Source organism: Dechloromonas denitrificans, assembly GCF_001551835.1.
Taxonomy (GTDB): domain Bacteria; phylum Pseudomonadota; class Gammaproteobacteria; order Burkholderiales; family Rhodocyclaceae; genus Azonexus; species Azonexus denitrificans.
In genome coordinates this window covers 70041-96097 of the sequence record NZ_LODL01000002.1, presented here as the reverse complement: position 1 = coordinate 96097, position 26057 = coordinate 70041, and the positions used below count along the sequence as shown (strand labels likewise).

The window sequence follows — 26057 nt, the reverse complement described above, 5'->3', positions numbered from 1 at the left end:
AGTTTGGTATTTGTCGTTCCCTTGCGCCAAGGGTACGTCCTGCGGGGGCGGAATGACGCTTAACCGAATGGTATTGGCGTCGGTAGTGGAGAATGGCCGATGAAAGATGCTGTCGAATCGAGTGTCGAGCGCCTGCTCGGCGAAATTCGCGAAGAAGTCCGCGCTACCTCCGCCTACACCGGTCGCACCGAACTGGCCGAGCGGGTGATGGCGGCGATGCGTAAGGTGCCGCGCCATGCCTTCGTTCCGGACGACTGGCAGTCCGGCGCCTATTGCAATTCGCCCTTGCCGATCGGCCATGCCCAGACCATCTCCCAACCCTATATCGTGGCCTTGATGACCGACCTGATTCAGCCGAAGGCCGACGACGTGGTGCTTGAAGTCGGGACCGGCTCCGGTTATCAGGCGGCGGTGCTGGCGTCGCTGGTCAGGCAGGTCTACTCGCTGGAAATCATCGAGGCGCTCGCCACGGCAGCCCGCGAGCGCCTGCAGCGACTGGGTTACGCCAATGTGGAGGTTGCTGCCGGCAATGGCTGTTTCGGCTGGCCGGAACATGCCCCCTACGACGCCGTGCTCGTCACTGCCGCCGCTGCGCAGATACCTCAGGCGTTGATCGAGCAACTCAAGCCCGGCGGCAGCCTGGTGATGCCGGTCGGCGAACGCTATTCCGGTCAGACGTTACGCCTGCTCAGGAAAGACGAGCAGGGAAGGCTTGCGCAAGGCTGCACCCTGCCGGTGGTCTTCGTTCCCCTGACCGGGACGGCGCAGTGTTCGTCGGTCTAGCCATCCACGCTGGGGAGATCGTCGTCGGGGCCGTTACCTTGTGACCGGTAATCAAAATACACCGCTGCCCGTATATCGAGCGCCGGCCCGAGACGATAGATTAAGTTTGAGGCATCGCTAATTGCTCGATCTTGCCTTTCTGGATTAGGCACTTTGCAGATCAGAGGAGGCATCATGCGGCATTCCTTATTCTCGTGCACTGTTTGGGTATTGTCGGCATTGATGGTTGCCGAGGCTTCTTCGGCCCAGGACATCGATAAAAAAACGGATTCCCAGACCTCCTGTTATTCGAAGGTCTCACGAGATACGCGGGCAAAGCGCGATCGAGACGCTCAGGAATCTAATCTGGCTGCGACCGGTAAATCGTCAAATGGCGAGAGCGGCCAGGCTTCGGGCAATTGCGAACAGGCCGATCAGCGAATGGAGTTCCTCATACTGTTATTGCAGATCATGCGAGGGCCGAAGTAGTCCCGTATCGTTCAGGAGAAATGTCTTGGCCAATGAAACCAAGCAGGATGTTGCAGTTGGTGCTCCATCCGGGGGTGGGGGCGTCGAGTTTCGCTCGGCGCAAATGTTCAGTACGAACGAGGAAGTGGAAAGTCTCTTTGATCGTTTGATGCCACGCGGCTGGCTTGCACCCACCGCCTGGGATGGGCCATTGTGGGGCGCCGTTGACGAGGCGCAGCCAGGTGTTCGGGTGCCGCAAGTGGATATGATCGACCGCGACCAGGACGTCCTGATTCGGGTCGAGCTTCCCGGTGTTGAAAAGAGGGATCTTGAAGTTTCGGTCAGCGATAGCATCCTAGTGATCAAGGGGCGGGTAAGCCGTGAGGTCAAGGTGCAGAAGAACGACTATTTCTGCAGCGAAATTGCCCATGGGCATTTTTTCCGGAGTCTCTTCATTCCCGCCGGTGTCGATGCGGCGAAAATCAGTGCCAATCTCAAGGATGGAATTCTCGAAGTCCTGCTGGCCAAAGACGAAAAGGTCGAGCATCGAACAGTCGAGATGAAATAGCCGCTTGAGCAGGCAGTCTCTAGCGGAATTACAGGCGGAGTCGAGCATGGTGATCAGGATTGATGCATCGAGGGGGAGCGGTGGCGGCTTGCTGCTGCGTGGCGCCCTGACCTTGTCGGTCCTGACCGGGCAGGCGGTTCGCCTGACGCATATTCGTGCCAGGCGGACCAGTCCGGGGTTGAAATTGCAGCACCTGCGTTTGATCGACGTGCTGGCCCGCATCAGCGGCGCTGCGGTCGATGGCGCGGCGATCGGTTCGCAGAGTTTGGGCTTTGAGCCGCGACGGGCGTTGTCCCATGAGCCAGTGATCGATATCGACACCCCCGGTTCGCTGACCCTTCTGTTGCAAAGCCTGTTGCTGCCGCTCAGTTTTTCGCCACTGCCAACGCGCCTGCGTCTGGTCGGCGTTACCCATGCACCACGCAGTCCGGCCTTCGAGAATATCGACTGGCAATGGCTGCCTTTGCTCCGCCAGGCTGGCTATCGCGCCGAGATTGGGCTCGAAAGAGCCGGGTTTGCGCCGAAAGGCGGCGGCGTCATGCAGGTTTCCATCCAGCCAGTCAGTGCCGTCGAGCCTCTGCATCTTGTCGAACGTGGCCGCTTGCTGCGGATCTCGGGCTGTTCGCTGGTTGCCTGTCTGGATCAGTCGGTGGCGGCGCGCCAACGCCTGCAGTTGATGTCGCGCCTGCAAGGCTTGAACGTCCCGATCGACATCAACTCAGGGGCGGTGTCGGCGCCTCTGCCTGGCGCATTCATCGTGTTGCTGGCCGAGTTCGAGCAGAGCAAGCAGTCCTTTTTCACGCTGGGTGAGTTGGGGCATCCGCCGGAGGTGGTGGCCAACAAGGCGGCTGATTCGTTGATTGCCCATCTGCATTGCGAAGAGGGGGCGCTCGACTCGCATCTGGCCAGTCAGTTGTTGCTGCCCTTGAGCTTTGCCAACGGCGAATCGGCGCTGACGACTTCCTCTGTCAGCGAGCAAATGCTGCTCACCGCCGAATTGATCAATGATTTTTTGCCGGCGACGATCAGCATCGATGCCCAGTCTGGCAAGCCCGGAAAAATGCTGGTGCGGGGCAATGGCGCCCCCCGGATATTTGCTTCAAAAGCCGATCTTGGCTTCGTGACCATGCCTCCGATCCCGTTCGACTGCGCATTTCAGGGCAGTGCGCTCGGTATCTGACCGGCCTGCTTACCAGGCAGTGAGTTGCCCTTCGTCGATTAGTGCCGGGTCGACTGCTCGCTGGTGCAGGAAGCGATATTCAGGCGTTTGCCTGCGGTCAACAGTTCTGCCAGCCGTTTTTTTGCCGCGCTCCCCGCGAATTCATCCTTGTCGAAAAAGTGGAAGCCATGGCCGCCGTCCGATTTTGCTTTGTACATCGCGAAATCGGCCCGCATCATCAGGCTTTCGCTATCGGTCCCATCGTCGGGGAAGATATTGGCGCCAAGGCTGGCGAGAATGGAAATTCGCTTATTTCCGAGATGGATGCCCTGCTCAAGTGATCTCAATATTTTCTTGAGAACGATCTCGACGTCTTCGCGGCGATGGATGTCGAGCAGGATCAATGCAAACTCATCGCCCCCCAGACGAGCCACCGTGTCTTCGTTGCGAACGCAGGCCTTGAGTTGCGTGGCGGTGGTGCGTAAAACCTCGTCCCCGACGGTATGACCGTAGGTGTCGTTGATTTCCTTGAAGCTGTCGAGATCCAGGTAAACCAGGGAGAAGTTTTCACCCCGCCGCAAGGCACGGGAAAATGCCTGTTTGAGCCGATCCTCGAACAGGTGGCGATTCGGTAGGCCAGTCAGGGCATCGTGATAGGCCTCGTGGTGAAGTTGGAGCAGGGTGGTCCGTAGCGATTCGCTGAGGCAGTGGCTGGTCGAGACAAAATGGGTGATTTGCCCGGATTTGTCGATGAAGGGCCGAATATTCTTGTCTTCATGAAAAATCTCGCCATTCTTCCGCCGATTGACGAATACGGCCTGGAACTCATTGCCGGCCAATAGCGTATGCCACATCTTGCTGTAAAACTCCGGGGTGTGCAGACCGGATTTCATCAGGCTGGCCGGCTGGCCAACGGCTTCTTCCCTGCTATAGCCCGTGGCCTGCGCGAAGGCATCATTGACGGCCTGAATGATTCCCGTTGTGTCGGTAATCATCACGACATCCGTTTTGTTTTTGGCACTCTCGATCAGGCGTTCAAATTCGCCGTTCGGTATGGCATGTTCGCTGCCGGGGAGTAGCCGGAGCAGGATAAGCGGGGTGTTGTCGATACTCAGTTTGTTCAGCGAAACAGCCAGTGGAATGCGTTCGCCGTTCGGCGAGTGACCCTTGAATTTGAGCAGTTCGCCTTTGTTTCCCCAAAAGTCTGCGAATGCGAGGTTGTAGCCCGGGGTCAGCGTTTTCAGGGGGAGGCCGGGGATCAGCGAGGCGACATCGCGCCCCTCCAGTTCGCGCTGAGTGCACTTGAACATATCGCCCATCGCCGGCGTGCTGAAACTGACAATGCCATACTTGTCGAGAACCGCCATCGGACTCTCAATGGCCTGTGCTTTCGAGAGACGATTACCTTCCGGCTGCGGCGGCAACTGTTCCCTTGCCATCGAGAATGCAGTGGAATCGTAATGTCCATCCATTTGCGGACTCCTGATTCAGGCTAGAACTCGGCGAGTTCTGCCGGGAAGAATCTTTTGCCATGGAGCCACTTTATCGCCGGCAATGGGTAGCCAAAATACCCGCAAGCCCATATTTCCGATACGCGGATACTTGTAATTCCGGGTTTTCCGGATGGACGGCGGGTCAGGAGGAGGTCAGGCCATTGCGAATCGCGTATTTGGTCAGTTCGGCAATGCTGTGCAATTCAAGTTTGCGCATGATGTTGCGGCGATGGACTTCGACGGTGCTGGTGGCGATATGCAGGCGCTTGCCGATTTCCGGCGAGGTATGGCCTTCGGCCAGCAATTGCAGGACTTCGCGTTCGCGTTTGCCAAGCCGTTCACTGGAAAATGGCTCGCTCGGGTTCTTGGTCCGCACGCTATCGACCAGCACTGCCGAGGCGTCGGGGCAGAGATAGGTTCTGCCGTGGGCAACGGCGCGTATGCCGCGCAGCAACTCATCGCGCCCTGCCGATTTGACGATGTAGCCGCGCGCCCCGGCATCGAGCATTTGCAGCACGATGCGGCGGTCGGAGTAGGTCGACAGCGCGATGATCTTGATCTCTGGTTGCTCGGCAATAAGCTCGCGGGCCGCTTCGATACCCCCCATGACCGGCATGCCGATATCCATCAGGATAATGTCTGGACGCAATTTGCGAGCGAGTTCGATCGCCTCCGCACCATCATTTGCCTCGCCGACCAGCGCGAAATCGTGCTCGCGCTCCAGTATCCCTTTCAACGCCTCACGGAGTATTTTGTGATCGTCCGCCAACATCACTCGAATTGCCATTTCTTACCCCCTCCTGTCCACGTTCGTGCTTTTCCGGGAAGACAATCGATATTGTTGTTCCATATCCCGGCATGGTATCCACTGTCATTTCTCCGCCAATGAATTCGATGCGCTCCCTGACGCTCATCAGGCCAAAGCCGCTGTCGCCGGACGGTTTGTTCATTGCCTCCTGATAATTGAAACCTTGCCCCTGATCGGTGACTGATACCGAAATACGACCATCGTCGGTCGGGTGGCAGAAGACCTGGGCCACATTCGTATTGGCGTGCTTGGCGACATTGATCAGCAATTCGCGAATTGCCCGAAAGATGGTTGTCCGGGCCGGTTCTTGGAGAGCCGGCAGTTCACCATAGTGATCGATGTGCACAGCCAGGCCGTAAAGACGCTCCATTTCCTCGGCCAGCCATTCCAGTGCCGGAACCAGTCCGAGCGTTTGCAGAATCGGCGGGCTCAGTTGCAGCATCAGGGAGCGGACCGAGCGGTTGGCCTGGTCCACCAGTTGTTCGATATCTTTCAATGATGCCTTGAGCGCGCCACGCCGCTCGGAGCCTTCCACTGACGAGAGCTTGATCTTGACGATAGCCAGTACCTGGCCGAGATCGTCGTGCAGGTCGCGAGCCAGTAAGCGCCGCTCGCGTTCTTCGGTCAAGGTCAATTCGGCAGTCAGGGTGCGCAGTTGCGCCGTGCGCTCGCGTACCCGCTCTTCCAGCGAGTTGGCCATGGCGCGCATGGCGCCAGCTGCAGCTTGGGATGATTGCTTGGCCTCGGTGATGTCGGTGTAGGTGACAACGATGCCATTGATGTGGCCGTTTTCCGTGCGATAGGGAACGATGCGGCGCAAATACCAGTGATTGTCCTGCGAGACAAGTTCGCGCTGCTTCAGGCTGAGCGTCTTGAGGACAGTCTCTGCGTCATCGATCAGGTTGGGGCCGAGGCCTGCGGTCGAGAAGTCGCTGATCGGGCGGCCGATGTCACCGGCAATCATGTTGCCGATCCCTTTCATGTTGGGCGTGAACCAGCGGATGTTGTGCTGGCGATCAAGGCAGATCGTGGCTATTTCACAACTGTCGAGCAAGTTGCGCATATCGGTATTGCTGCCTTCCAGCTCCTGCACTTTGGCCTGAAGTTGCTGGTTGACCGTGACCAGCTCTTCGTTCAGCGATTGTAGTTCTTCCTTCGAACTTTCGAGTTCCTCATTGATCGATTGCAGCTCTTCGTTGATCGAAACGATTTCCTCATTGGAGACTTTCAACTGCTCATTCGATATCTCCAGCCGCTCGATGGAGTTCTGCAAGTCATCCTTGGTGGCACGCAATTCTTCTTCAAGTTGGCGAAGCTGCGGACTCTCACCATTCTTGCTCTCGGCCACTGCGATGTCCTCAAACACCACCATGAACAGCGCTTCTCCGTTGTGGCTGCCTGTGGCGGGAAGGATGCTGAAGCGAACCGGGTGGTAGCTGTTTCGGCGCTGGACCCTGGCATCATCGACAAAAACCGCACTACCGCTCGAAATGGCCCGACGCAAAGCGACGCGCAAATGCGAGCGCAGACCTTCGCGTGCCTGGGCAAGCAGGTTGTTGGTTGGCGTGCCGCGCGGCATTTGCAGATAGTTTGCTGTCGGGCCGGAGAAATACAGGATTTCAAAGTTCGGGTTGGTAAGTACTGCCGCCGGCGAGAAAAAATCCAGCATCATCTGCTGGCAAAGGCTGGCCAGTTGAGGGGCGGGCGGTGAAACATTCGCCGCTTCGCCCCGCTGCGGAAATTCAAGCGGCACTATCGGCTTGCTGGCATTGTGGATCGGCAGTTGAAGATCGGCCGGACGGTAGGTTCCGGTATGACGATAGATGCGCCACTTCTTCGAGATGGGCGTGAAGATGTTTGATAGCTTGCCGATGCTTTCCGCGCTGCCGAGAAAAAGGTAGCCGTTTGGCTGCAACGCAAAATTGAACAGCGAGAAAATCTTTTGCTGAATCTCGGCTTCGAAATAGATCAGCATGTTGCGACAACAGATGATGTCCACGCGGGAAAAGGGTGGGTCGCTCATCACGTTCTGGGCGCCGAAAATGATGACGTCGCGCAGTGGTTTGGTCACCTGGAAGTGATGGTTGTCAGTGCTTTCGACAAAGTAGCGTTGCATGTATTCGCTACTTATCTGGGTAGCCACACCCAAAGGGTAGCTGGCGTTGCGTCCAAGTTGCAGGGCAGCTTCATTGGCGTCTGTGGCAAAGACAGCCAGAGGGCAGTTCTTTCCGGTTTCGCGCAGTTGCTCAAGAATCAGGATGGCGATCGTATAGGCTTCTTCGCCGGTTGAGCAGCCGGGAACCCAGACCCGGATCGTTTCGCCTGGTTTCTTGCTGGCTACCAGCGGGGCAATGGCCTCGTTTTTGAGTATTTGCCATGCTTCGGGGTCGCGAAAGAATTCGGTGACCCCAATCAGCATATCTTTGAACAAGGCATCTGTTTCCGCCGGGTCAGTCGCCAGCAGCGCGGCGTAGTCGACAAGGCTGTGTATCGAGGCCAGTCCCATGCGGCGCCAGATTCGCCGTATCAAGGTGTTGCGTTTGTAGCCGCTGAAGTTGTAGCCGCTGCGGCTTTGGATCATGTTGAGTATCTTGTCGATACCTAGCTGCTCTTGCTCGTTTTCCAGACTGCTCTGAGGCTCGGCGGCATATTCGTGACGCGAATAGCGGACAAGTGCATTCGGCATTTGGACAACCGGCAGTACAAAATTGACCAGCCCGGTAGCGATGGCGGTGCGCGGCATGCTGTCGAACTGGGCGTTGCCCGGTGTCTGGGCGAGAACGAGGCCACCATTCGCCTCGATACTTTTCAAGCCAAGCGAGCCATCGCTTCCGCTACCGGAAAGGATGATCCCGATCGCACGTTCGTGCTGGTCATTGCCCAGCGAGGCAAAGAAGTGGTCGATGGGGAGGCGGGGGCCTTTGTGGTCAGGTGGCAGGGTGAGAGAGAGTTGTCCATCGGAAATCGATGGGTAGCAATTGGGCGGGATCGTGTAGATGCAGTTGGGTTCGAGGCGCATGCCATTTTCTGCAGCCACTGTTCTGATCGTCGTGTGCTTACCGATGATCTCCGCTGCCAGGCTCTTTTGCGTTGGGTAGAGATGCTGAATGACCACGAAGGCAATGTTGCTGTCAGTGGGCATTGCCTCGAAAAACTCGCAGATGGCCTCCAAGCCGCCAGCTGATGCACCAATACCCGCAATGCAGAATCCTGCGGTCGACTCCTCCAGAAGGCCAATTTCCGAAAGGGGCTTGTTACCTGAGCCGGCTGCTTCCGGCTGCGGATACTCAGTGTCTCTTTGCCGCTCATCCAGCGGTGATGTGATTTTTGCCAAACCAGTATCCCTTCCAATCGGTCCGCTGCGCCTGTCAGGTACGCCGGCTTCTGATCGGTAAATTCTAATTAGCTGATTATGGGATCAGAGTAGCAAAACCTTACCAAGCAATCATTACCCGAGAGCGGGTATCCATTGGCACCAGCGGGTTGGCTTTCCCTGAAGGAGCAGAGCCTCATTCTCAATTAGATACCGCCTACTTGCAATATTGGACGGCAGTCGGGGGGCGCCAGGCAAGCCTCAGCCTGGCGATATCAGGAAAGGGCCCCCGCGTCGCTGTTTCAGTTTTGGTACACCGTGCGTCTTTGCCCCGTGAGCCCCCTGTTTGATTCGTTGTCCGGCTGAAAACAGGGGTCTTGAACGTGTCGCAGGTAACGGAAGCTGTTTCTCTGGCGTTACAGATAGGGCTTTTTCAAAGATCGCTCGGGTGGCTGGTTGTTTTTGACAAATCATTAAAAAACAATTAGTTGTATTGAATTTTTTGGGTTGGCACAGCCGTTGCGTTGGGAGTTGCGGAGGGCGCGGCATAGGGCAGCGTCTAACCTCGAACAGGAGAATTCTCATGAACAAGACACTCATGGCGACGGCAATCGCATTGGCCTTTGGTTCGACGACTGCCTTGGCGAATCCTACCAATAACGCAGGTACGGTAAATATCAACAATCCCCCGGTGGTCACAACGCCGCCAACTGAAAGCGCTCTGCAGCCGACTGCCAATCAGGAAAACTCGGGCGCCGCCTTCCAGCAAACCGCAACGGCCACCTCCAAGCAGACCGGCAAGGAGAATGTCCAGGCCAACGAATATTCGACGGCAACCGACAACAGCAACAATAGCAAGACCGATAGCAGCACCAGCAACAAGACGATCAACTTGACCAAGAACGATTCCGATACCAAGACTATCAACTTGACCAAGAACGATAACGATACCAAAACGGAGACCGAGACCAACACCAACAGCAAAAACAAGGGCGATGCCAAGGCCAGGGACTATGGCACGGCTGCCAGCAGTGGCGGAACGGCGACCTCCAACTTCAACAATGCCTTCAATACTAGCAAGGCCATTGCCAAGGTTGACTTGAGCGGTACGGTCAGCGGCAACAAGATTTTCGGGATTGGCAATAGCGCCAGCAACTTTGGCAGTGCCAACGGCGCAGCTGGCGGGTCCGGCGGCAAGGGTTACGGTGGCGATGGCAAGGGCGGCACCGGCGGCGATGGTGGCGCTAGCGGTAATGGCGGTAATGGCGGTGATGGTGGCTGGGGTGGCAGTGCCAATGCATCCAATGGCAGCGCCTCGGCCGGTAATGCCAAAAATGGCAGCGCCACGAATGGCAGCGCTACGGCCGGCTATGGTGGCGATGGCGGCAATGCCAAGAATGCCAAGGCTTACGGTGGCGGCGATGCCAAGGCATATGGCGGTGACGCGACGAACATGACTGCCCAGAAGACGAGTGCTTCTGATGCCAATGCCAATGCCAAGGGCGGCTCTGCCATGTCCATGGATATGGCCAAGACCGGTTCGGCCGACAATACTTCAGTCGCCAAGGGCGGCTCGGCAGATGCCTTCGATATTTCCAAAGGCGGCTCAGCCAAGGCTGCCGACATGACCAAGGGTGGCTCCGCAACCTCCTTCGACGTGAGCAAGGGCGGTTCGGCCAAGGCCGCGGATATGGCGATGGGTGGGGTCTCCAGTTCTGGTCAGAAGACAGGTACCGGCAGTGCAGATGCCAACAGCAAGACCGCGGCTGGCGCTGCACTCTCGACGAACAAGGCATGGGGTGGTAACGGTGGGGCGGCGGCCGCCGATCCCGCCGCTCCGGGTGGAGCCGGCGGTTATGCAACCAATAGCAGCGGAACGACTTCCGGCAATGCAACCGGGGCCGCTGGCGGTACTTCGTCGACTGGTGCCAATTCGCAAACGGCGACCAATACCGGCGGCGCAGCAACGGGCTCGGCCAGCTCGACGGCTGGCAACGGCACCGGGACGGCCAGCTCGACGGCTGGCAACGGGACCGGAACGGCTACCGCGACGGCTGGTAACGGAGGTGGAACGGCTACTGCAAGTGGCGGTGCTGCAACCACGGGTCAATCGACCGCTTCCAGCGGTGCGGCAACCGGCTCGGCCAGCTCGACTGGCGGTGCAGGGACCGGTGGTACGGCCAGTTCAACCGGCGGCGCAGCGACCAGCACGGCCAATGCAACCGGTAATGGTGGCACGGCAACTGGTGGTTCGGGTGGCGTGGCGAGCAATACCGGCGGTGCCGGTGCTGCTGGTGGTTCGGCCAGCAATGGTTCTGCCACCAATGGCGGCGCTTCGACCCAAGCTTCGAACGGTAGCGCCACGGGCGGTTCGGCTCAAGGTGCGGATGGGGCGGTTGGTGCCCAGAGCGGAGCCGGTGGTCAAGGTGGTGCGGGTGAAGGTGGTGTCGGTGGCGTCGGTAACGGCGCAACGGGCGGCAACGGTGGCAACGGTGGCTCGGTCCTGGTTGATGCCGGAAGCTTCAACATGTCCAACAACATCACCAGCAGCTTCACCAATGGCGCCGGCATCATGGTGTCCAGCCAAAACAGCGGCATGGCCTCGCTGGTTCAGCAAACGGTCAATGTTCAAGCCAACTTGAACGTCGGCAAGTAACTGAACGAAAACCCGGGGGCCAGCCGGCCTCCGGGTATTTCTTCACACCGGAGAGCACTGTCATGACAAATATAAATTATTGGCGCTTGATGGCTGGCTTGTTGCTCGTTTGCTTTGCTTCTGGTTCGGCCCATGCAGAGGTGCCAACCGATGGGTCGATGGTGGTTACACCTGCGCCACCGGCGGGCATTGTTGAATTGGGTGGTGATGCGATCAACGGAGAGCAACTGGCGAGTCTCCGCGGTGGTGCCGAGCAGGTCAATAGCGAGAATGCGCTTGAGGGCTTGGTGCGCGATAACCAGGCCTATAACTTGAAGACCGGGAGCAACCTGGTCAGCGATGGGTCTTTTGCCGGGAGCAGTGGTCTGGCGACGGTGATTCAAAACTCGGGTAACAATGTACTGATCCAGAATTCCACCATCGTCAATGTTCAGATCAAATGAGCTTTCCATCGGCGATGAAAGTCTTTCCTGCATTACTTCTCCTGTTTTTGCTGCCAAGTACGGCCGTAGAGACTGCCTTTGCAGCCGAGCCCAGTTCGCGGATCGAGATGCCGATTCAGTCCGGCGGCGCGTTTTCGGTTCCGGTAACCAGCATGAGGGATGTGCGCTTCCGTAATACGCTACGGCAGAAGTACGACTTCAGTTGCGGTTCGGCCGCCTTGGCGACTTTGCTGACGCATCACTATTCCTATTCGATCAGTGAGCAGGATGTTTTTCAGGAGATGTACGAGCGAGGCGACAAAGCGAAGATTCGCAAGGAAGGTTTTTCGCTGCTCGACATGAAGGCTTATCTCGATGCGCGCGGTTTTCAAGCGGATGGTTTTGTTGCTGATGTCGAGCAACTGCAGGTGGCGGGTATTCCGGCCATCGCCCTGGTTAAGGAAAATGGCTATTTCCACTTTGTCGTGGTCAAGGGCTTGCGCGAAGGGCGCATCCTGATCGGTGATCCGTCATCGGGAACCCGTGCCATGCCGCAGAGCCAATTCAAGGAGATGTGGGTAAACCGGATCCTCTTCGTGATTCGGAACAAGACGGAACTGGCCAAATTCAACGCCGATGCGGACTGGCGAGTCAGCCCCAGGGGGCCGGTTGCCGACGGTGTCTACCGTGGGGCGGCCGAGTCCATGCTGCCCAAACGCGGTCCCAACGATTTTTAGGAGTCTGGCGATGCGTCTACGCAATCCAGGTTCCGGCAGGCAAACCAGCAAAATGGGTGTTTCCCTGCTGGTCTGCGTTTCGGCTGCCAGTTGGTTCGCCAGCAAGCCTCTGGCGCATGGCCTCGATGCCACGAAACGTGATCACGGCAAAGTCGAGATGACACCCACCGCATTGCTGATGCGTACTGAGCTATTAACCAGCGCTTGCGAATTAGCCATACGTCGCTCGCTGGAAGTCGCCCCCGAGCTACTGGCCTTGGCGAGCTGGCCGCTGGACACGAACGAACCCGTGGAGTGTTCGGGCAACGATGTCGTATTGACTGCAATGCCCGAGATACCAACGCTCCCGGAGAATGATTTTCCGGATTTGGAGACGGTTGACCGCCGGGGTCAGACAAATTCGGCGGAAGTCGGGCAGAAAAAAACTGAAAAGCTGACACAGGCGCCGGCGGGTAGCACTCGCAGCCCATTCGACAATAATCTTCTGGTCTTGGCTGATGAGTCGCTTGATGATATCCGTGGCGGCTTCGAATTTGCGGATAGCGCCCTCAAAGTCTCCTTCGGGATCGAGCGAGCAGTATTTATCAACGGCCAACTCGTTACCTCGACCGTACTCAACGTCAAGGACTTGCAAGCCGCGGTCGGCGGCGGGGTGCCGCAGGTGGTGGTTGCCAGCAATATGCCCGGCTCGGTCGGGCTGGTGCAGAATGGCGCCGGTAACGGCATTGCTGCTCAGGTTGGCGCCAATCTGGGGGGCACGGTAATCCAGAACACGCTGAATAATCAGACAATCCAGAATGTGACGACCATCAATGCAACGGTGAATAGCGCACAGATGATGCGCGCGATGTCGGTGCAGTCCGCCGTGCATGACGGAATCGTTAACTCCCTGCGTCGTTAGTCGCTGGCCTGGCAGCGGCTAAAAACGCCGACCACCGTTGCGGAACGCAGTGGTGGCCTTCGATTTTTGATGACTTAGAAAGTCATCGGCAAGCGAACAGAGAGCTGTACATCCGGGGTGTCCCGCGTTACGCCGGCGCCGACCGAAACGTTCAACGACGTGCTCTTGTTCAGGCGATGCGAATAACCAAGCAGCAAGGTGCCGAGTTCGGTACGAACCGAGTTGACAGCGGTCGTGCCGTTGATTTTTGTCGCGCCGACCGAGGCGTGATCATAGCCAATGCTGAACGACGAACGGTCGTTGAGTGCCAGGCCCATACCGAAGTTGAAACCCAACACACTGCCGGGCTCGACTTCGCCGATTGCGACCGGGCCGTTGGTGGTATTCATCGAGACGCCCGAGCGTTTGATGTTGTACTGATAACTGATGCCGCCAAAGAAGACGGCCGGGTCGGACGGATAGAGCACAGTCAGGCCGGGCTGGAGTGTGTAGAAACCGGAGCCGGTAGGTAGTTCCCGCTGCAATTCATTGGAAATTCTTCCTGGTGCGAGAGTATCCGTTTCAACTTCAAACGGGTCTTTGCCGGTACGGCTCTTGAAGCGCATCGTGGCGATGTAATAAGGGTTGTCGACGCCACCTTCGTTCAACTGGTAGCGACCGGTCATTTCAAAGTCACCAATGCCGGAACCCGTACTGTTGAAAACCTCATCACGCGCAGCACCCAAGTTAAGCGGGCGCGATACGACTGTGTCATCACGATAGACATAGGGAAGCTTGGCTTCCAGTTCGAGGCGGTTGGTAATGCCCCAGCGTGCAGTCAGGCTGGGGGTGAAGGTGTTGCGTTTGACTTCCTTTACATCGATCAGGCCAATCAGTATCGCCGGAATAATCGTGTAGCCCACCAGAGAAACTCGGTTGCTTGATGAGTAGCCGTACTGCAGCCCCGGTTCGAGCATGAATTTGCCGCGTGGCGTCAGGACACCGGGTTGTTCAAAGATCTGAGCAATCTGTTGCACACGGGACCGTTCTTCGGGCTGGCCGACCGTTTCCGGCTGGTTTTTCGGCTGCGCTTGCGGGGCCTGAGCCAGATCAAATGACGGGGACGTGCCACCCTGTGGCGGGGTAGTGCCAGTCGCACGTGTAGTGCGGAGTTTTTCCTTGTTGAGAATTCGCTGCATCTCAAGCAACTTGGCGTCAGTCTCCGCCATTTGTCGCTTGAGTGCGTCAAGCTGTTTGGATTGCTCGATGATCTGCTTGCGAAGGAATTGTTCATCCTCTGGAGTCAGGTCGGCTCCTTGTGCCATTCCGACGAAAGCCAGAGCCAGTGCTCCGGCCAAGTGGTGTCCGGTTGCTTTGATGCCGGGCATCATTCCTCTTTTGATCACGAAAATCCCATATGTAATTGGTATTTTTTACCTTGGAATCATATGTTTGCGAATCGGTAAGAGGAATACCGAATAGTAATTAATTGACTACCCGTTTACCGGTAGTAAGGTGCGACGAAATTTGTCTAATGGGTCGCTGCAATGTTGTGCTTGTTCATCATCCGATAAAAGGTGACGCGCGAAACGCCAAGCTGACGTGCGGCGCGTGAGACGTTGTTCCCGTTATTGCGCAGGCTTATTTCGAGAATGCTACGATCAAGAGAGGCTCTTGCGTCCTCCAGTGTCTTTGCTTCAGGAATGTCTACATAGGCATCCAGCCCAAGGTCGCTGACACCGATCAGCTTGCCCTCACACAGAATAACTGCGCGGTGAATCCGGTTGATCAGTTCGCGGACGTTGCCTGGCCAGCGGTATGTGCTCATCACCCGCAATGCTTGACTGGTGAACCCGTTTGCCCGGCAGTGCGGATTGTTTGCCGAAAGTCTTTTGAATATTACCTCTGCCAGTAATGGAACATCCCCATCTCGACTGCGTAGGGGCGGCAAATCAAGTTGGATGACGCTGAGGCGGTAATACAGGTCTTCCCGGAAACTGCCGTTCTGGATGGCTTGCTGCAGGTCAACGTGGGTGGCGGCAATGATGCGAAAGTCCACAGGAACCGGCTGGGTCGAGCCGAGCCGGGTGATCGTGCGTTCCTGCAATACTCTGAGCAGATTTGCTTGTAGGTTGAGTGGCAAATCGCCGATCTCATCGAGAAACAGCACCCCACCATTCGCGGCTTCAATGCTGCCGATCTTTCTTTGTTGTGCACCGGTGAATGCGCCACGCTCGTGACCAAAGAGTTCTGACTGAATTAGGTTTTGCGGGACCGCTCCACAGTTGACTGCTACAAATGGGCCCTTTGAACGCCGGGAGTGACCGTGGATGGCTTGGGCGACCAACTCTTTGCCGGTTCCGGTTTCGCCACCAATTAATACGGCGAGATCGGCATTGATGACCTTGTCCAGTCGCTGAAAGAAGGTCTGCATGATGGCGCTATTGCCGTGAATACCAAAGTGGCCAGGGTCCGCATTCTCTTTCTTGCTCTTGGCGAGCGAAAGCCTGAGATGAGCGATACCGCAGGCGTGGCCAATCGTCATGAGCAGGCGCTGTAGGTCGACCGGTAATGTGTGATAGTCGTAAAACGCATTGGCGACAAATGAACGCACATGAGCCATTTCCATAAATGCCGGGGCAACCAGCGCAATCCACTCGGTCTTTGATGTTGCCACGACGAGTGACTCGACCTCTTCCAGACTGTCCTTCAGCGACGGGTCAAGGATAACCAGGCCCACCGAACACGGTTGTCTGGATAAAAGATTCTTTGCATCCGCCGTTGATTCGACGCAAAAAAAATTAATGTTTTCAATTACCAGTTTTTGTATTTGCTGGCTAATGTAACTCTGAGGATCGATCAGAACTACGCTTCCGGTTGTCATTCTTTTCCCCACGGATTTTAATTTAATATTGTCTATATGATTAATAATTTATATTTACAGGCAATATTCCTGACTAAGGAAAAGTTTTATTTATTTCGGATAAATATGAAATACTCGTACAGCGCTAAATTGGTTACGGTGATCTCGGTAGTCGAGGTGTGGTGAGGCACTGTAAACCGCAGCAGGGTAGGATTAATGCTGTGCTCAATGCGTGTCATTACCCAAGTATTCACCCGTTATGTTGGTGAGTACTTCTGTTGCTTGGTTTTTGATCCAAAATCACAACGAAGCGGACTGCAACGCAGGGGCTTTTCTGAATTTTGAGCCGTTGCTGCCTGGTCGAACATGTTGGTGAAGCGGATATAAGTGATGCAGAGTTATTTCGACTTCGGGTGAGGTCGCAATGATTTTGACTGCCTCACCGCCGAAGCTTTTTAGTACCGAAAGAAGATGTACGCCGCATCGATCAATTTCGTGAACCCGTGACAGGTCGACGTTAATTTTCGGATGCCGGCGCATCATGTCGATAATACTGTTTTCGATTTCGCGGGCGAACTTGCAGGTCATTTTGCCTTCAAAAACTAGGCAGTGATTATTGCCCACGCCATTGAGTGTGATTTTCATGGTGTCTCCAGCTTTTTGTTGATCCGTTTTTAACCGAGAGAACGGATGGTAAAGACTGGAAATCAATTACACCGTTTTTATCATCTCAACCTTTAGTTTGCTTTTTAGAGGTTGTCATTGATGAGTGACAGGTGCTTCCAAGCGTTTTCTCGTCCATGCTGTTCGGTATTTTCTCAATCCGATTTTGTTGTCTTGGCGTGAAGGGTGTAATTCCGGGAAGTATGTATTTTTGTACGTATTCCCAGGGATTGGTGCTAGGTGTTTTTGTGTAGCGATCAGGCAGTTCTTTTCCAAGGGAAAATGTGTCATCCCATTCCATATGGGGTAATTGAAATAAAAAAAGCGCCATGTTGGCGCTTTTGGGTTGTGGCTGGCTAAATTTAGCCGCGCACGGATTCGGGCAGTTTTTCCTGAATCAGATTGAGTAGCGGCGAGAAAACCTTCGGGGTGCCGCCAATGATGTTGCCGGTTTCGAGATAGTTTGTTTCGCCACGCAGATCACTGACCAGTCCGCCTGCTTCGGAAATCAGCAGGGAACCTGCTGCCATGTCCCACGGAGAAAGGCCGAACTCCCAGAAGCCATCGTAGCGGCCGCAGGCGACGTAGGCGAGGTCGAGTGAAGCGGCGCCGGGACGGCGCAAGCCGGCAGTCTTCTGGGTCAATTCCTTGAAGATGGCCAGGTAGGTGTCGATGTGTTGAAACTCGCGGTACGGGAAGCCGGTGCCGATCAGCGCATCCTGAAGTTTGAGCCGTTTCGAAACACGGATGCGGCGCTCATTGAGGAAGGCGCCTGCGCCCTTGCTGGCGGTGAAGAGTTCATTGCGATTGGGATCGAAGACGACTGCCTGCTCAACGACCCCGGCCTTGGCCAGGGCGATGGAGACCGCGTATTGGGGCATGCCATGAATGAAGTTGGTAGTGCCATCGAGTGGGTCGATGATCCACTGGTATTCGGCATCGTTGTTGCCCTTGCCGGCAGTCTCGCCAGACTCCTCTGCTAAAATGCCGTAGCCGGGATAGGCCTCCTGCAGGGTTTCGATGATCGAAGCTTCGGCTGCTCTGTCGACTTCAGTGACGAAGTCGTTCGGTTGCTTGGTCGAAACCTTCAGCAAGTCGAGGTCGTTGGAGGCACGGTTGATGATCTGGCCGGCGCGGCGCGCCGCCTTGATGGCGATATTCAGGGCTGGATGCATGGGCTTAAAGAGCTAACGGGTGGCCGAGGCCACCCGATTTATATTTGAAAGACTGGATTTTACACTATGAACCCTCAACTCCTGCTTTCACGCATCAGAGTTGTTCTGTGCCGTCCGAGTCATCCGGGCAACATCGGTGCAGCGGCGCGGGCGATGAAGACGATGGGATTGTCCAGTCTGTATCTGGTGGAGCCCAAACAGTTTCCCGACCCCGAGGCGGATGTGCGGGCAACTGGTGCGGTCGACGTCCTTCAGGCTTCCAAAATCACCAGTTCGCTGAAAGAGGCCTTGGCCGGAACGATATTTGCGGTTGCACTGTCAGCCAGGCAGCGTGATTTGGGGCCGGAGATCGGTGCGCCACGCGAAACGGTGGCGCGCCTGTTGCGCGAGGCGGAGCAGGGTGAGGTTGCGCTGGTCTTCGGTAACGAAACCATGGGGCTGAGCAATGAGGAGATTCTGCATTGCCAGGCAGCCGTCACGATTCCGACCAACCCTGACTTCAGTTCCCTAAACCTCGGCTCGGCAGTCCAGGTGCTTTGCTATGAAAGCCGGATGGCTGCGTTTGCTGGTCAGCCGCCGATACGGGTGCTGGGGGTGACCCCCTTTGCTTCGCCGCCGGCGACGCTTGATGAAGTCGAGGGGCTTTATGGCCATCTTGAAAAAGTCATGACCGACACCGGTTTCTACAACCCCGAACAACCGGGTCGTTTGATGCCTAAATTGCGGCGCTTGTTTGGGCGAGTACGTCTCGAAAAAGATGAGATCAATATTCTGCGTGGCGTGCTGGCATCAACCCAGGTCAAGACCGGTTACGGGCGCAAGGACTGATTGGTCCGGTCAGCCGAAGGATGTGCGCATTTCTGAAGCTTCCGCTTCAATTTCTGGTCTGATCTCGGCAAACTGAGTTTCAAGCGCCTCAAGGTCTGCGGAGCACATCGGCAGATCCTGCATAGTCCATTCGAAATGTCCGCCAGCCAGCATGTTGGCCACGTAAATTACATCAGTCAGGGTACGCACCGGGTTGGGCGGCGGGCGCAGGCGATCATGATCTTCTGTCGCCTTGACAATTTCTTCGGGCAAGCCGAGCGCGTTAAGCAGCGAAACGCCGATGCTTTCGTGCCACTGGATGATCAGGTATTTGACGCTCTCCGGCCGGTGGCTGAGCTCCTCGTACTGTGTTGCCCGATAGAGCATGTAGAAGGCACCAAGGTCGTGAATCAGGCCCGCCAGCATGGCCTCCTCAGGGTTGATGCGGGTCAGCTTGCGGGCGATGATGCGAGCGGCCGCGGCAGTATTTATCGAATGATCCCACAGGGTATGGGTCAGTTCGCTGTACGCGGCCATGCCTTTGGCCCGGAGAAGCTGGGTCATGACAATTGACAGTGCCGTGCTGCGTACTACATTGATGCCGAGGCGGGCGATGGCTGCTTGCAGATCGAGCACTTCGGTGCCGCCAGGGTTGAAGGCGACCGAGTTGGCGAGGTGCAGCAGCTTGGCGCTGATCAGCGGCTCAGCTGCGACTGCGGCAGCGATCCTGCCCAGCGACTGGTTTTGCTCCTGAAGAGCCTTGCGAAGGCGCAACACCGCGTCGAAGTATGTGGGAAACACAACTTCACCAGCGAGTTCCTTGGCAATATCTGCCAGCATCTCAAAACGCTGGGCTCTGAGTGCATCACCGGTCTTGTTGTCATCTTGCAGCGCAGTCATTTGATCCTTCCCAACAAAAACCCCGCTACGGGAGCGGGGTTGATGTAATCCTTTTCAGGAGTCTTGGTGGGTGCTGACGGGGTCGAACCGCCGACATTCGCCTTGTAAGGGCGACGCTCTACCAACTGAGCTAAGCACCCGGAAAGCTCTTAGTTGATGGCGTCTTTCAGACCCTTGCCAGCGCGGAACTTCGGCGACTTGGCGGCCTTGATTTCCAGGGTCTTGCCGGTACGCGGGTTGCGGCCGGTGCGGGCGGCACGCTCGCCAACGTAGAAGGTGCCGAAACCGATCAGGCTGACGGTATCGCCGGCCTTCAGTGCATCCTTGACGGCTGCAACGGTGGCGTCGAGGGCGCGAGCAGCAGCTGCTTTGGAAATGTCAGCAGAAGCAGCAATCTGATCGATCAGTTCAGTTTTATTCATCTTGAGTCCCCTAAATGGAAGGATTTTAACCGCAAAAATTTTGTGAGGACGGATTTATATCTCTGCCGAAATCCTTGTGTCAAGCGGATTCTGGCGGCATTCACCGGGGCGGAACATCCAGGCGGGCATGCCGGACGAATGGTCCAGCATGCCTTTCCTTTCAAATCAATGAGTAAGGATGGCCTGTGATGCAGCGCTATCGGCGCCGGCTGCGACGCCTGAATTTTGCTCGGATTGCTCCGGCAGGGCTTCCGGTTTGCGCTCCAGTGCTCGCTCCAGTACCTGATCGATCCATTTGACCGGGACGATCTCGATCTTGTTTTTGATGTTGTCCGGGATCTCGGTGAGGTCCTTGACGTTCTCTTCCGGGATCAAGGCTGTCTTCAATCCGCCGCGCACGGCGGCCAGCAGCTTTTCCTTGAGGCCGCCAATGGCCAGCACCTCGCCACGCAAGGTAATCTCTCCCGTCATGCAAACTTCGCAGCGGACCGGAATACCGGTGTAGGAGGAGACCAGGGCCGTGGTCATCGCGATACCGGCAGACGGACCATCCTTGGGCGTGGCGCCTTCCGGAACGTGGATGTGGATGTCGGTCTTCTCGAACGCTTCGTCCTTGATACCCAGGCGGCGTGAGCGGGCGCGGACCACCGAACGGGCTGCTTCAACCGATTCCTTCATAACATCGCCCAAGGAGCCAGTGCGCAGGATGTTGCCCTTGCCCGGCATGTTGGCGCATTCGATGGTCAGCAATTCGCCGCCGACTTCAGTCCACGCCAAGCCGGTAACCTGGCCGACCTGGTTTTCCTTTTCGGCCATGCCGAAGCTGTAACGCTGCACACCGAGGAATTTGTCCAGATTGCGGGCGTTGACCGCAATCTTCGTGTCGCGCTTCTTCAGTACCAAGGTCTTGACGACCTTGCGGCAAATCTTGGAGATTTCTCGTTCGAGGGCGCGGACGCCTGCTTCTCGCGTGTAGTAGCGGACGATGTCGCGAATGGCGCTGTCGGCCACCGCAATTTCGGTCTTTTTCAGGCCATTGTTCTTGATCTGCTTGGGCAGTAGATAGCGCATGGCGATATTGACCTTCTCGTCTTCCGTGTAGCCGGACAGGCGAATAACTTCCATCCGGTCGAGTAGCGGGGCTGGAATGTTCAGGGTGTTGGCGGTCGCCACGAACATCACGTCGGAGAGGTCGAAATCGACCTCGACGTAATGATCCTGGAAAGTATGGTTCTGTTCCGGATCAAGGACTTCCAGCAATGCGGAGGAGGGGTCGCCACGGAAATCCTGGCCGAGCTTGTCCACTTCGTCGAGCAGGAAGAGCGGGTTGCGGACACCGACCTTGGTCAGGCTCTGCAGGATCTTGCCCGGCATCGAACCGATGTAGGTGCGGCGGTGGCCACGGATTTCGGCTTCGTCACGGACGCCGCCCAGTGCCATGCGGACGAACTTGCGGTTGGTTGCCTTGGCGATCGACTGGCCGAGCGAGGTCTTGCCGACACCCGGGGGGCCAACCAGGCACAGGATCGGTGCCTTGACCTTGTCGACGCGCTGTTGCACCGCGAGATACTCGACGATGCGCTCCTTGACCTTCTCCAGGCCGTAGTGGTCGGTGTCGAGCACCTTTTCCGCTTCGTGCAAATCCTTGCTGATGCGGGTCTTCTTGCGCCAGGGTAGGCCGATCAGGGTTTCGATGAAGTTGCGGACGACAGTGGCTTCAGCTGACATCGGCGACATCAGGCGCAGTTTTTTCAGCTCGCCTTGCGCTTTGGCTAGGCCTTCCTTGCTCATGCCGGCGGCCTTGATCTTCTTGTCCAGTTCTTCGAGGTCGGCCCCTTCTTCGCCTTCGCCGAGTTCTTTCTGGATCGCCTTGACCTGTTCGTTCAGGTAGTACTCGCGCTGGCTCTTCTCCATCTGGCGCTTGACGCGGCCACGGATGCGCTTTTCGACCTGCAGGATGTCGATTTCGGATTCGAGTTGGGAGAGCAGACGATCGATACGGTCGCGGATGCTTTCCATTTCCAGCACTTCCTGCTTCTGCTCCAGTTTGAGCGGCAGGTGGGCGGCGATGGTGTCGGCCAGACGGCCGGCATCCTCGATGCCGGCAATGGAGGAGAGGACTTCCGGCGGAATCTTCTTGTTCAGTTTGACGAACTGGTCGAACTGGGCAACCACCGCGCGGCGCATGGCTTCGATCTCGTGATCTTCAATCGCCGCTTGCGGTAACGGGGCGGCAGTGGCCATGAAGACCGAGGATTGCACCTCAATGGCTTCGACGCGGGCGCGCTGGGTGCCTTCGACCAGCACCTTGACGGTGCCGTCCGGTAGCTTGAGCATTTGCAGGATGTTGGCCATGCAGCCAATGCGGTAGAGGTCTTCCGGCTCCGGATCGTCCTTGGCGGCCGATTTCTGGGCGACCAGCAGGATGTTCTTGCCGGCTTCCATGGCCATTTCGAGGGCCTTGATCGATTTCGGGCGGCCGACGAAGAGGGGGATGACCATGTGCGGGAAGACGACGACATCGCGCAACGGCAGCAGCGGCAGTTCGACGGTTTCCGGGAGCGTGTTGGGGTTCGACATTACGAAGCCTTTGAAATAGGTATGTGCCCCCTACGTGGGGGCGGGAAACCGCAATTCAAGTCCCGGCTCAGTTCGAGCCGGAAACCTTTGGCTGATCGGCGTAAATGAGCAGGGGCGGGGTGTCGCCGGTGATCATGTTTTCATCGATGACGATCTTTTCGACATTTTCCATGCCGGGAAGTTCGTACATCGTGTCAAGCAGAGCGTGTTCCATGATCGAGCGCAGGCCGCGGGCGCCGGTCTTGCGTTCCAGGGCCTTTTTGGCGATTGCAGATAGCGCACCCGGGCGGATTTCCAGTTCGACATCTTCCATGTTGAACAGCTTCTGGTATTGCTTGACCAAGGCGTTCTTCGGCTCGGTCAGGATCTGTACCAGGGCATCCTCTTCCAGTTCCTGCAGGGTGGCGACCACCGGCAGGCGACCGATCAGTTCGGGAATCAGGCCGAACTTGATGAGGTCTTCCGGTTCGGTTTCGAGCAGAACCTTGCCGACGGCCTTGCCATCATCCTTGCTCTTCACTTCGGCGCCGAAGCCGATGCCGCCCTTTTCGGAGCGCTTCTGGATCACTTTTTCAAGGCCGGCGAAAGCGCCGCCGCAAATGAACAGGATGTTGGTTGTGTCGACCTGGACGAAGTCCTGGTTGGGGTGCTTGCGGCCACCCTGCGGCGGGATCGAGGCGGTGGTGCCTTCGATCAGCTTGAGCAGGGCCTGCTGCACACCTTCGCCCGAAACGTCACGGGTGATCGACGGGTTGTCGGACTTGCGGGAAATCTTGTCGATTTCGTCGATGTAGACAATGCCCTGCTGCGCCTTCTCGACGTCGTAGTCGCATTTCTGCAGCAGCTTCTGGATGATGTTTTCGACGTCCTCGCCGACATAGCCGGCTTCGGTCAGCGTCGTTGCATCGGCCATCACGAAGGGCACATTGAGCATGCGGGCCAATGTCTGGGCGAGCAGGGTCTTGCCGGAGCCGGTTGGTCCGATCAGCAGGATATTGCTCTTCGCCAATTCCACTTCGCCGGTGTTCTTGGCGGTGTGGCGCAGGCGCTTGTAATGGTTGTACACAGCAACGGCGAGAATGCGCTTGGCGACTTCCTGGCCGATTACGTACTGGTCGAGGATGGAGCTTATTTCGCGCGGCGTCGGCAGGTCGGAGCGACCTGCCTTGGCAGCTTCTTCGGGGAGTTCGTCGCGGATGATGTCGTTGCAGAGTGCAATGCACTCGTCACAGATGAACACCGACGGACCGGCGATGAGCTTTTTGACTTCATGCTGGCTTTTGCCGCAGAAGGAGCAGTAGAGCAGTTTTTCCTGGCCGCCTTTAGACATCTGTATCTCCTTGCTTAAGCCGCATCGCGGCGGGTCAACACCTTGTCGATCAAACCATATTCTGCCGCTTCGACCGCCGACAGGAAATTGTCACGGTCGGTATCCTTTTCGATGCGCTCGAGCGGTTGACCGCTGTGTTCGGCCATGATCCGGTTCAGGCGGTCGCGAATCGACAGGATTTCCTTGGCGTGGATGGCGATATCCGAGGCCTGACCCTGGAAGCCGCCCAGCGGCTGGTGAATCATCACGCGCGAGTTGGGCAGCGCGAAACGCTTACCCTTGGCGCCGGCGTTGAGCAGGAAGGCGCCCATCGAGGCGGCCTGGCCGATACACAGCGTCGACACGTCGGGCTTGATGAACTGCATGGTGTCGTAGATCGACATGCCAGCCGTCACCGAGCCACCCGGTGAATTGATGTAGAAATAAATGTCCTTGTCCGGATTTTCCGCTTCAAGGAACAGCAATTGGGCGACGACCAGGTTGGCGCTGGCGTCGTTGACCGGGCCGACAAGAAAAATCACCCGCTCCTTCAGCAGGCGCGAATAGATGTCGTACGCGCGCTCACCGCGTCCGCTCTGTTCAACCACCATCGGGACGAGGCCCAGAGCCTGCGGATCCCAGTTGCTTGCGTTGTCGATATTCATGTCAGCCCTTCTCTGTTGCATTTCAGACGTTTGTCGTTTTTGTGACGATGTTCAGATTACTGCTTCTGACCCATCAGTTCATCAAACACGGCAGCCTTGTCGGTGACCTTGGCCTTGCTCAGCACCCATGCCACGACGTTGTTTTCAATTGCGACACCTTCAACTTCCTGCAGGCGTTGCGGCTGGGCGTAGTACCAGCGGATAACTTCTTCCGGCTGTTCGTAGGAGGCCGCCGTTTCTTCGACCATCGCACGGACTTGTTCCGGGCTTGCCTGAAGCTTTTCCGTCTTGACTACTTCAGCAAGAATCAGGCCCAGGGAAACACGGCGCTTGGCCTGGTCGGCAAACCATTCCGGCTGGATCGGGAAGTCCTTGGTTTTCATGCCGCGCTGTTCCATGTCTTGGCGAGCTGCTTGCATCAGGCGCTGGACTTCCATATCGATCAGGGCGGTCGGGACGGTAATCGGGTTGGCCTTGAGCAGGGCTTCCATGACCTGATCCTTCAGCTTGGCCTCGATGCGGCGCTTCACTTCGCGCTTCAGGTTGGCTTCGATTTCGCTGCGCATCTTGGTGACGTCGCCGTCGGCGATGCCCATGCTGGTCGCGAATTCGGCGTCGAGTTCGGGCAGGACCGGGGCTTGCACCTGCTTGACGGTGATGTCGAACTGGACCGTTTGGCCCGCCAGATCCTTGGCGTGGTAATCGGCCGGGAAGGTCAGGTCGAAAGTCTTGGACTCGCCCGCCTTGGCGCCTTCAACAGCATTCTCGAAGTCGGGCAGCATCATGCCCTGGCCGAGAACGAACGGGTAATCCGTGGCTTCACCACCGGCGAACGGCACGCCGTCCTTCTTGCCGAGGAAATCGATAACGACACGGTCTTCCTTGGCGGCGGCGCGGTCGGCGTCAGCGTAGGAAACACGCTGCTTGCGCAGGATGTCGAGGGTCTTGTCGACTTCGGCGGCGCTGACTTCGAGCACCGGACGTTCGACTTCTGCGGTGGACAGGTCGCCCGGCGTAAATTCCGGGTAAACCTCGAAGATGGCGGAGAACTCGAGGTGCGAGGTGCTTTCGCTGGTCTTCGGCTCGATGCGCGGGTAGCCGGCAACGCGCATTTTCTTTTCGGTAACGGTTTCGCCGAAAACGCGATCAAGTTGTTCGGACAGTACTTCGTGGCGAGCCTGGTCACCGTACTGCTGCTTGACGATGCTGAACGGAACCTTGCCCGGGCGGAAGCCGGACATCTTGACGTTCTTGCCCATGCGCTTCAGGCGTTGTTCCATTTCCTTCTCGACATCGGCGATGGCGATGGAGAGGTCGACGCGGCGTTCGAGTTCGTTAGCTTGTGCAGTAGTTGCTTCCATGAGGATTCCTTGTGACAACAGGGCCGAAAAATAAAGCGGACGATTC

At 57.0% G+C, this 26057-nt stretch carries 23 protein-coding genes and 1 tRNA gene; 8 read left to right on the top strand and 16 right to left on the bottom strand.

Annotated features, from left to right (window positions below):
• Positions 1-99: 99 nt before the first annotated feature.
• Positions 100-783 (top strand): protein-L-isoaspartate(D-aspartate) O-methyltransferase, encoded by a 684-nt coding sequence (locus AT959_RS00415; protein WP_066879262.1) that lies wholly within the window; start codon positions 100-102, stop codon positions 781-783.
• Here AT959_RS00415 and AT959_RS21485 read toward each other — a convergent pair.
• The gene (locus AT959_RS21485; protein ID WP_157651160.1) at positions 780-1037 is read right to left on the bottom strand and encodes a hypothetical protein; all 258 of its coding nucleotides are present in this window, start codon (positions 1035-1037) and stop codon (positions 780-782) included. The genes AT959_RS00415 and AT959_RS21485 overlap by 4 nt on opposite strands.
• Positions 1038-1276: 239 nt before the next feature.
• On the opposite strand from AT959_RS21485, the gene AT959_RS20175 reads away from it, so the two are divergent.
• Both AT959_RS20175 and rtcA read left to right on the top strand, forming a co-directional pair.
• Positions 1277-1798: an Hsp20/alpha crystallin family protein gene (locus tag AT959_RS20175; protein ID WP_157651159.1), complete on the top strand. Its 522-nt coding sequence runs from the start codon at positions 1277-1279 to the stop codon at positions 1796-1798.
• Between the two features lie 46 nt (positions 1799-1844).
• Complete coding sequence (gene rtcA, locus AT959_RS00400) at positions 1845-2978, top strand: RNA 3'-terminal phosphate cyclase (protein WP_083518120.1); 1134 nt, start codon at positions 1845-1847, stop codon at positions 2976-2978.
• Positions 2979-3016: 38 nt separating this feature from the next.
• On the opposite strand, the gene AT959_RS00395 is transcribed toward rtcA, so the two are convergent.
• From AT959_RS00395 to AT959_RS00385, 3 genes are all read right to left on the bottom strand, one after another.
• Positions 3017-4429, bottom strand: a complete 1413-nt coding sequence (locus AT959_RS00395) for a sensor domain-containing diguanylate cyclase (protein WP_083518119.1) — start codon at positions 4427-4429, stop codon at positions 3017-3019.
• Between the two features lie 163 nt (positions 4430-4592).
• Positions 4593-5222 (bottom strand): response regulator, encoded by a 630-nt coding sequence (locus AT959_RS00390; protein ID WP_240481644.1) that lies wholly within the window; start codon positions 5220-5222, stop codon positions 4593-4595.
• Positions 5191-8592, bottom strand: a complete 3402-nt coding sequence (locus AT959_RS00385; RefSeq protein ID WP_083518118.1) for a chemotaxis protein CheB — start codon at positions 8590-8592, stop codon at positions 5191-5193. Before AT959_RS00385 ends, AT959_RS00390 begins: the two co-directional genes overlap by 32 nt.
• A 472-nt stretch (positions 8593-9064) precedes the next feature.
• Between AT959_RS00385 and AT959_RS21940 the strand changes: the two genes are divergently transcribed.
• From AT959_RS21940 to AT959_RS00365, 4 genes are all read left to right on the top strand, one after another.
• On the top strand, positions 9065-11227 hold the full coding sequence (locus AT959_RS21940; protein ID WP_157651158.1) for a hypothetical protein: 2163 nt from the start codon (positions 9065-9067) through the stop codon (positions 11225-11227).
• Positions 11228-11289: 62 nt separating this feature from the next.
• Positions 11290-11670, top strand: a complete 381-nt coding sequence (locus AT959_RS00375) for a hypothetical protein (RefSeq protein WP_066879239.1) — start codon at positions 11290-11292, stop codon at positions 11668-11670.
• Entirely contained in the window at positions 11667-12386 is a 720-nt protein-coding gene (locus tag AT959_RS00370; protein ID WP_240481643.1) for a C39 family peptidase, read from the top strand. The genes AT959_RS00375 and AT959_RS00370 overlap by 4 nt, the downstream gene beginning before the upstream one ends.
• A gap of 10 nt (positions 12387-12396) precedes the next feature.
• Positions 12397-13287, top strand: a complete 891-nt coding sequence (locus AT959_RS00365) for a hypothetical protein (protein ID WP_157651157.1) — start codon at positions 12397-12399, stop codon at positions 13285-13287.
• Between the two features lie 74 nt (positions 13288-13361).
• Here the strand turns inward: AT959_RS00365 and AT959_RS00360 are convergent, their stop codons facing one another.
• The 5 genes from AT959_RS00360 to AT959_RS00350 all read right to left on the bottom strand — a co-directional run bounded on the left by AT959_RS00360 (position 13362) and on the right by AT959_RS00350 (position 17967).
• Positions 13362-14657, bottom strand: coding sequence for an acetate kinase (locus AT959_RS00360; RefSeq protein WP_205629802.1), 1296 nt, complete (start codon positions 14655-14657; stop codon positions 13362-13364).
• A gap of 140 nt (positions 14658-14797) precedes the next feature.
• Positions 14798-16150 (bottom strand): sigma-54 dependent transcriptional regulator, encoded by a 1353-nt coding sequence (locus AT959_RS00355; protein WP_066879233.1) that lies wholly within the window; start codon positions 16148-16150, stop codon positions 14798-14800.
• Positions 16151-16429: 279 nt separating this feature from the next.
• A complete protein-coding gene (locus AT959_RS20805; protein ID WP_157651156.1) occupies positions 16430-16774 on the bottom strand; it encodes a hypothetical protein in 345 nt (114 codons plus the stop codon).
• Between the two features lie 85 nt (positions 16775-16859).
• On the bottom strand, positions 16860-17123 hold the full coding sequence (locus AT959_RS20800) for a hypothetical protein (protein ID WP_157651155.1): 264 nt from the start codon (positions 17121-17123) through the stop codon (positions 16860-16862).
• A gap of 31 nt (positions 17124-17154) precedes the next feature.
• Positions 17155-17967, bottom strand: coding sequence for an inositol monophosphatase family protein (locus tag AT959_RS00350; RefSeq protein ID WP_066879230.1), 813 nt, complete (start codon positions 17965-17967; stop codon positions 17155-17157).
• Between the two features lie 66 nt (positions 17968-18033).
• Here AT959_RS00350 and AT959_RS00345 point away from each other — a divergent pair, with 66 nt between their 5' ends.
• Positions 18034-18795 (top strand): RNA methyltransferase, encoded by a 762-nt coding sequence (locus AT959_RS00345; RefSeq protein WP_066879227.1) that lies wholly within the window; start codon positions 18034-18036, stop codon positions 18793-18795.
• Between the two features lie 9 nt (positions 18796-18804).
• Here the strand turns inward: AT959_RS00345 and AT959_RS00340 are convergent, their stop codons facing one another.
• From AT959_RS00340 to tig, 7 genes are all read right to left on the bottom strand, one after another.
• Positions 18805-19674: an HDOD domain-containing protein gene (locus tag AT959_RS00340; protein ID WP_066879224.1), complete on the bottom strand. Its 870-nt coding sequence runs from the start codon at positions 19672-19674 to the stop codon at positions 18805-18807.
• A gap of 64 nt (positions 19675-19738) precedes the next feature.
• Positions 19739-19814: transfer RNA gene (locus AT959_RS00335), tRNA-Val, on the bottom strand.
• Between the two features lie 9 nt (positions 19815-19823).
• Complete coding sequence (locus AT959_RS00330; protein ID WP_066879221.1) at positions 19824-20096, bottom strand: HU family DNA-binding protein; 273 nt, start codon at positions 20094-20096, stop codon at positions 19824-19826.
• Between the two features lie 165 nt (positions 20097-20261).
• Positions 20262-22676, bottom strand: coding sequence for an endopeptidase La (gene lon, locus AT959_RS00325; RefSeq protein ID WP_066879218.1), 2415 nt, complete (start codon positions 22674-22676; stop codon positions 20262-20264).
• A 67-nt stretch (positions 22677-22743) separates the two neighbouring features.
• Positions 22744-24006 carry an ATP-dependent Clp protease ATP-binding subunit ClpX gene (gene clpX, locus AT959_RS00320; RefSeq protein WP_066879215.1) on the bottom strand — a complete coding sequence of 421 codons (1263 nt, stop codon included), beginning with the start codon at positions 24004-24006 and terminating at the stop codon, positions 22744-22746.
• A gap of 14 nt (positions 24007-24020) precedes the next feature.
• Entirely contained in the window at positions 24021-24650 is a 630-nt protein-coding gene (clpP, locus tag AT959_RS00315; RefSeq protein WP_066879212.1) for an ATP-dependent Clp endopeptidase proteolytic subunit ClpP, read from the bottom strand.
• 56 nt (positions 24651-24706) lie between these two features.
• Positions 24707-26011 (bottom strand): trigger factor, encoded by a 1305-nt coding sequence (tig, locus tag AT959_RS00310; RefSeq protein WP_066879209.1) that lies wholly within the window; start codon positions 26009-26011, stop codon positions 24707-24709.
• Positions 26012-26057: the final 46 nt, after the last annotated feature.